The 6,000-nt window shown below is 64.9% G+C and carries 7 protein-coding genes and 1 tRNA gene; 5 read left to right on the top strand and 3 right to left on the bottom strand.

Annotated elements, in window-relative coordinates; translation table 11 throughout:
* Positions 1-411 precede the first annotated feature (411 nt).
* On the top strand, positions 412-1,155 hold the full coding sequence (locus AB0L63_RS18410) for a hypothetical protein (RefSeq protein ID WP_364501843.1): 744 nt from the start codon (positions 412-414) through the stop codon (positions 1,153-1,155).
* Between the two features lie 307 nt (positions 1,156-1,462).
* Here the strand turns inward: AB0L63_RS18410 and AB0L63_RS18405 are convergent, their stop codons facing one another.
* Complete coding sequence (locus tag AB0L63_RS18405; protein WP_364501840.1) at positions 1,463-2,392, bottom strand: zinc-binding dehydrogenase; 930 nt, start codon at positions 2,390-2,392, stop codon at positions 1,463-1,465.
* Between the two features lie 138 nt (positions 2,393-2,530).
* Between AB0L63_RS18405 and AB0L63_RS18400 the strand changes: the two genes are divergently transcribed.
* From AB0L63_RS18400 to AB0L63_RS18390, 3 genes are all read left to right on the top strand, one after another.
* Positions 2,531-3,181, top strand: a complete 651-nt coding sequence (locus AB0L63_RS18400; protein WP_364501838.1) for a TetR family transcriptional regulator — start codon at positions 2,531-2,533, stop codon at positions 3,179-3,181.
* Between the two features lie 322 nt (positions 3,182-3,503).
* The gene (locus AB0L63_RS18395) at positions 3,504-3,893 is read left to right on the top strand and encodes a hypothetical protein (protein ID WP_364501835.1); all 390 of its coding nucleotides are present in this window, start codon (positions 3,504-3,506) and stop codon (positions 3,891-3,893) included.
* Positions 3,894-4,404: 511 nt separating this feature from the next.
* Positions 4,405-5,004, top strand: coding sequence for a TetR-like C-terminal domain-containing protein (locus AB0L63_RS18390; protein ID WP_364501833.1), 600 nt, complete (start codon positions 4,405-4,407; stop codon positions 5,002-5,004).
* Positions 5,005-5,029: 25 nt separating this feature from the next.
* On the opposite strand, the gene AB0L63_RS18385 is transcribed toward AB0L63_RS18390, so the two are convergent.
* Positions 5,030-5,437, bottom strand: coding sequence for a tyrosine-protein phosphatase (locus tag AB0L63_RS18385; RefSeq protein WP_364501830.1), 408 nt, complete (start codon positions 5,435-5,437; stop codon positions 5,030-5,032).
* A 37-nt stretch (positions 5,438-5,474) separates the two neighbouring features.
* On the opposite strand from AB0L63_RS18385, the gene AB0L63_RS18380 reads away from it, so the two are divergent.
* A complete protein-coding gene (locus AB0L63_RS18380) occupies positions 5,475-5,633 on the top strand; it encodes a hypothetical protein (RefSeq protein WP_364501827.1) in 159 nt (52 codons plus the stop codon).
* 222 nt (positions 5,634-5,855) lie between these two features.
* On the opposite strand, the gene AB0L63_RS18375 is transcribed toward AB0L63_RS18380, so the two are convergent.
* Positions 5,856-5,929 (bottom strand) — tRNA-Ile (locus AB0L63_RS18375).
* Between the last annotated feature and the right edge of the window lie 71 nt (positions 5,930-6,000).

The raw sequence follows: 6,000 nt of genomic DNA, 5'->3' as shown, positions 1-6,000 counted from the left end.
CTCGTGATCTGGGACTGCTCCGAACAACCCGGTCGCCGAACACGCGACTATGGCGCGTTCGGTCCATTCCGGTTCGACCGCAACCAATACGACGAAGCTCTGCGGGACCTGAGTAGGCCCATCAGCTCAGGGATCGCGTGAACACGATTCGCCGCATGTCTCGCTGCTCGCATCTCGCAATGCACTCACATGCCGCGTTGCGCGCCGAGAGAATCGGCCAAAGCGGCGGCCGACCGAACACGTCATGCCGGGTGCAGCGGCTTCCCCCTCGGCCCCCGGACGGCGGTCAGGAAATGAGCAGCAACTCGGGTTCGGATGCTTCTGCAGCGAGCCGAGTGAGGTCGTGGGCGTTGTCGGGCACCAGGGTTCGGGCTACGGCGAGTGGAGGACATGCCGGTACGGGCAGACACAATGCAGGACCTGATAAACGGTGATGACAAGGCAGCGCCCGCGCCCTCCCTTGCGGTGACCAGATGGACGGTGGGTCTGACCTGCGTCGCAACCGGGTACCTCATCGCCGTGCTGCTGCACGAGCCGGAGCCGGAGTTGACGACCGCGCCGGTCATCCCCACCACGTCGGAGCCGCCGGATCCGGCGGCATCCTCCTATGTCACTCCGCCGGTCATGTTTCCGGTGCAGATCCCAGGCTGTGATGTCGTAGAACCCCCACAGCAGCGGAAATTGTTCTCGATGCTTCACACCGACACGTATGGATACGACAATCCGTCCTATCCGTGGTTCTCCGGTCCCAAAGCCGTCGCGATGACACAGGCGCTGCGTGATGCGCTCCCCGATGATGTCGAGGTCGCCTTCGCGCCGACGGATCGCTCGCTGGTGTTCCAGCCGATTCTCGGCGATCCCACGGAGGACAAGGAATTCGGCGGTTGGACCGATGCGCACGCCACGCTGCTGCGCGGTGACCGAGCGGGCGCGCTGTCGGTGACCGTTCGGAAGTCCACCACACCGATTCCACCGTGCGTCGCCGGCGATCTCGACGAGCGGCGACACCTCCCCGACGGCACGATCGTCGATACCGATGACACCTGGTACGAGATGAATGGGGTTCGTACTCCTTCGCGGACTGCCACCGGCTACCCCCCGGAACGCCGAGCCCGCCCGAGTCCTGCCTTCGCTTCGCGGAATCCTCCGCGGTGATCGATCAGGCCCAGGCTCGTCGATGGGACGCGGTGCTGGCGCAGATTCCACTCGACGGTTTGACCTTCGATCGGCCACTAGGGGCGCTGCTGCCAGGGGTGTTAGCGGCCACCGGTTTCTCCCCAGTGGCGGTCAGTTCGCCTAACACACTGGCGGCCAACAAATCTCCCCATTCGAGTTAGCCGAAGGCCCCCGGAATCCGAGATGCTTCCGGGGGCCGAACGGTGTCCAGTTGAGTGCGACGACGCCGTTGCCGCCGACGGCCTCGGTGAGGCGCTGGCTGTCGCCGGAGGTCCCGCTGCAGCTCTCACCGCAGATCCAGCACCGCTTTGCCACTCAACCGGCCCGACAGCAGCACCTCGATCGCCTCGTCGACGCGGGACCAGTCGCCACGCCAGGCGATATTCGGATCCAGATTCCCGGCCGCGACCTGGGCAGCCAGCCAGCTCAGATCCGGGCCCAAGTTCGGGCAGGAGAACAGGAAGAATGTGGTCAGAGTGCGGTCGTGGCGACCCTGGTCGCCGAACAGCGCCCCGAACGGGAACGTCTCGCCTTGCCCGGCGGCGTGGCCGACCGCGACCAGCGTGCCGCCCTGCGACAACTGCCCATAGGCATCGACCAGTGGGGTCCCACCCACCAGGTCCACCACCGCGTCGACGCGGGCCGACAGCTCCGCCGGGTCGGTGATGATCTCCTCGGCTCCCAGCGCGCGCAGGTCCTCGGCGCGGCCGTCCGAGTCGTCGGTGGCGGCGATGACGTGCGCGCCGCCGCGTGCGGCCAGCTGCACGGTGTACCGGCCGACGCCGCCACCTGCGCCGAGGACCAGCACGCGGCGGCCGAGGATTGGGCCCAGCCGGTGCAGCGCCCGCAGCGCGGTCGCCCCGGCGACCGGGATCGTGCTGATCGCCCCCGGATCCGCGCCCGCGGGAACAGTGCCGATCAGGTCGGTATCCGCTGCGCGCAACTGCGCCCATGCCCCGGTCAGGCCGAGGGTGACCACCTCGGTGCCGACCGCCGGACCGGATCCGTCGGCGGCGGCTTGCTCAACAATCCCGGCCGCGTCCCAGCCCAGCACCGTGCCTTCGGGTGCACCAGTGAGCCCGAAGCGGACCTCGCCGCTGTTGAGCGAGGTCGCCTCGACCCGGATGACGGCCTGATTCGGAGCCGGAATCGGGTCGGGAACCTCGCCCAGCCGCAGCCCGGAAGGGGTGGAGCGGTCGACAACCAATGCACGCATGAACAATGCCTTTCGCGCCGGGAACTGTGATCAGAGCCCGTTCAGCCGAACGGGCGATCCCATAATCTGCCACCGAGTGGCAAATGCTGTCAAATGGCGAAAGCCGCTAGCTGGCGACGGTTGGTTAGGCTGGCGACCATGGCTGATGCTGCAACCGACCAGCTGCCGCTGCGAGAACGCAAGAAACTACGGACTCGGCAAGCGCTCATCGACACCGCACTGGAACTGTTCACCGACCGTGGATTCGACCAGACCACCCTCGACGAACTCTGCGATGCCGTCGAAGTCTCCAAGCGAACGTTCTTCCGCACCTTCACCAGCAAGGAAGACGTCGCCATGGCACCACTGCAGGACCTGTGGACCGGATTCCTCACCGAACTGTCGGCCGCCGAACCCGGCGACGACACCCTGCTGGAAATGCTGCAAGACACGGTGCTTGTTGTCGTGGGCCAACTGCCGACCGACGGCTGGGCCGAACGCGCCTCGCGCAGCCACCGCCTCGCGCAGTCCACCCCCTCGACAGCCGCGCACAACCTGCAGTTCTGCGACCGGATCGTCCGCGACGCACTCGCCCTGCTGCACGAGCGCTACGACTTCGACCCAGCCATCGACCCACGGCCCCGGCTGGCACTGGACATCCTCATCGCGGCCTTCCACTGCGCCCTCGACACCTGGACTGCCCGCAACAATCCGATCGACACCGCCACCCTCGCAACCGATCTACGCAACGCGTTCACCGCTGTCCCCGGCGCACTCGCCATGCCCCTCGAGCCCCATTCGGCCGGCTGAATTCGCAAGACTGAACAAGTGGGGAAATCTGCTGTCCGCCAGTGTGTTAGATCTTCTGACCGCCAGTGGGGAGATCTAACCGGCCGCTAACACGCTGGTGCACCGAACATCACCTCCTGCCGTTAGCAGTGGCTCGGGCCGAGATCGAACGGCATCCAAATTACATCCTCGCCGCCTATATGGCTTCGGGCACATGACAGTTCGACACAGGCGCATGCCGATGTGCGTGCAATCGATAGTCAATCGGCGTGCGCGAAGTGTCGGTGCTCCATGCCACCATCCGCATATGTCACTGATGTTCTTCAATGGGTTGTCCGGGACGTTGGCGATCGAGCTGACGGAACCGACCGAGAATGTAGCGGCGAACCTGTCTAATCAGCGCACGACAGCAACCGCGGCGATCAGGGGATTCTCGTTCACGCTGAATGTGTTCGAAAATGGGGACTTTCGTGACTTGACCGTCGACGAGTTCGACCGCGTTGTCCTGGAATTGCCCATGCTGAACTTGCGTGGGTTCGGTGATCCCGTTGAACACCGAGCGCCCAACGGTAAGTGGTTCACGGTGCGTGACCTTGCCGCCGCCATCGCCGAGACGGAAAGGAGCACTCGCCAGCAGTCGCAGTGGTTCGGCGGCGTCGACGTGCATCACATCTTCTTCGAAGGCATCCACGAGAGCGACGATGGAGTTTGGGAGATCTACTGGGGGTCGTGAACATCCTGTATTGCCGCATACCGCGCTGACCGAACCGGCCAGCGCGAGGCGCCGGCGGCCGGAACCTGGTGCGGCGCAGAACGTCCGCTATTGCCGAATATCGCGCACCTAGATGAAACAGACCGACGTGAGCAGCACATCCTGCCCGATTGCAGGTCCGCGCTCGCCCACGAACCGGTCGGCGTGTGATCGATTATTGGATGCAGTCGTAGCCGTTGACGTAGGCCGGAGCGTTCGAGACGTCGCCGGAGATGGTGACGAACTCGATGGGTTTGCCGTCAAGGCCCACGGGCACCGGAGGTTGCTTTCCGCAGCTGTAAGTGACGGTCGTCGGGCTACGTTGGGTGATCTGCCAGGGACCTCTCATCGTGTTGTCCTGTCTGACAGTACTTTCAGCAGGTTGGCAGTCGCCTCGGCCGGTTACCACGACGGTGTCTCCGTCCTTGTACCCCAAGGGTCGCACTACTATGGCCTCATCGCACACGTAAGTGGGGACCTGGCCGGGCCCGGCGTGGCTGTCCTCGACGGTGTCGCATGCGGTGAGAAATGTTGCGATAGTGATTCCTCCGAGAGCGGTCAGTGTCTGTGGGATGCTCATGTTCGACGTCCTCCATGCGGCGTGTGGTTGGATCCGTATCGATCTCCCCAGCCTGAGCGTTTCAGCATCGTCGGCGATGCCCCTGCACGGACCGTGCCGTACCGAAACCTCTCAGGCTGGCGTCAACCCTTTGCCGCATGGTGCCGTAATCGGCCGGGTCGACGTCACCACCGCTGCCCGCTCGCCACGTCTTTTGCGACCGGATTCGGCAAACACTGCCGGTGGTGGCGCGCGATCGCCCGCGGGAAGATTCCCGACGGCATCGATCCCGCCGAGATGGTGAAAACACTTGTGGCGCCATTCTATTTCCGTGTCCTGATCACCGGCGAGCCCGTCGATGAAAGTACCGCCGACGCGGTGGGACTGACAGCCGCACGCACCGCTTGTTCACCAATGACTGAATGCCCGCTCATCCGCTTGCGGGGCGGCACGGACCGTCCGAGCCACGGCCGACCGAACGCACTGGCATGCCGATTACTGCGCTGTTCGGACCTGCTAGTTCGGGCCAGCTGAATCAAAAGGCCACGTGGGAGAACGTCTAGCTCGCCAACCGATGACGGATCGAAGCGAGATCGGCCGCGCTGGCCCCCGCGGCGAGCAGGCAGGCCTCGACGTCGAGGCCATCAAGAGCCTCGAGGACGGCCTGGACATGCGAACTAGTGTCCTGTCCAGGGCGAAACGACAGCGTGTAATCCTCGGCGATGGCCGAGGGTTCCGCATCAACCAGGGCCAGCAGCAGAAGCGCTATCAGACCCGTACGGTCTCGACCGAGCCCGCAGCGGAACAGGACGCCGCCTTCTTGCGCTCGGGCCATGGCTCGCACGACAGCTACACAGCGTTCGGGCTTGCGTTCCAAGAACGGGCGGAAGAACCTCGGTGTGCCGCTGAGGCGTTCACGCTCGAGATACTCCCAGAACTCCGGGTCGGACTTGTCGTCAAGAGGCAATTCGATTCGATCGACGTTGGCGGCGCGGCGCGCTCTCGTGCCGCACGACCCGGAGGATGTGGTCTTCCCATCGGTGCGCGGCACCCTGCGAGATCCGCGCAACGCGCGCAAGCAACTCAAGCGGATCCTCACGCGGCTCGGGTTCACCGACATACCGCAGAACCCACATGCTGCCCGCAAGACCGTCGGCACGTGATTGGCCGAGGACGCCGACGGCGGCAAGTCGGACATCGCGATCGCTGCCGCGCAGCTTGGCGACACCGAGGCAATCACCCGTCGGCATTATGTCCAGCGAACTCACGTCGGCCCGGACGCTCGCGAACGCTTCGACGCCTTCGCTCTCCCCGACGAAAATAGAGAGTTGGCCCCTGCTTGGCACGCTTCCACACGCCCCCTGGCTCGTTGACCAGGGGGTTTGTGGGGCGGGCGGGGCTCGAACCCGCGACCAATGGATTATGAGTCCACGGCTCTAACCGACTGAGCTACCGCCCCTTGCGTGGTGGATACCGACAGCTTTGGGGGATGGTACCGGGTGGGGTGGGGTGGGCACCACTCGGATGGGG

Source organism: Nocardia sp. NPDC051990, assembly GCF_040680755.1.
Classification (GTDB): domain Bacteria; phylum Actinomycetota; class Actinomycetes; order Mycobacteriales; family Mycobacteriaceae; genus Nocardia.
Note: the sequence above shows the minus strand (reverse complement) of the source record. Positions and strands in the feature narration are given on the sequence as shown.

Bases quoted from the DNA above. Each gene is read 5' to 3' on its own strand.
- AB0L63_RS18410 (WP_364501843.1), top strand. From the start codon at position 412: ATGCAGGACCTGATAAACGGTGATGACAAGGCAGCGCCCGCGCCCTCC.
- AB0L63_RS18405 (WP_364501840.1), bottom strand. From the start codon at position 2,392: ATGCGTGCATTGGTTGTCGACCGCTCCACCCCTTCCGGGCTGCGGCTG.
- AB0L63_RS18400 (WP_364501838.1), top strand. From the start codon at position 2,531: ATGGCTGATGCTGCAACCGACCAGCTGCCGCTGCGAGAACGCAAGAAA.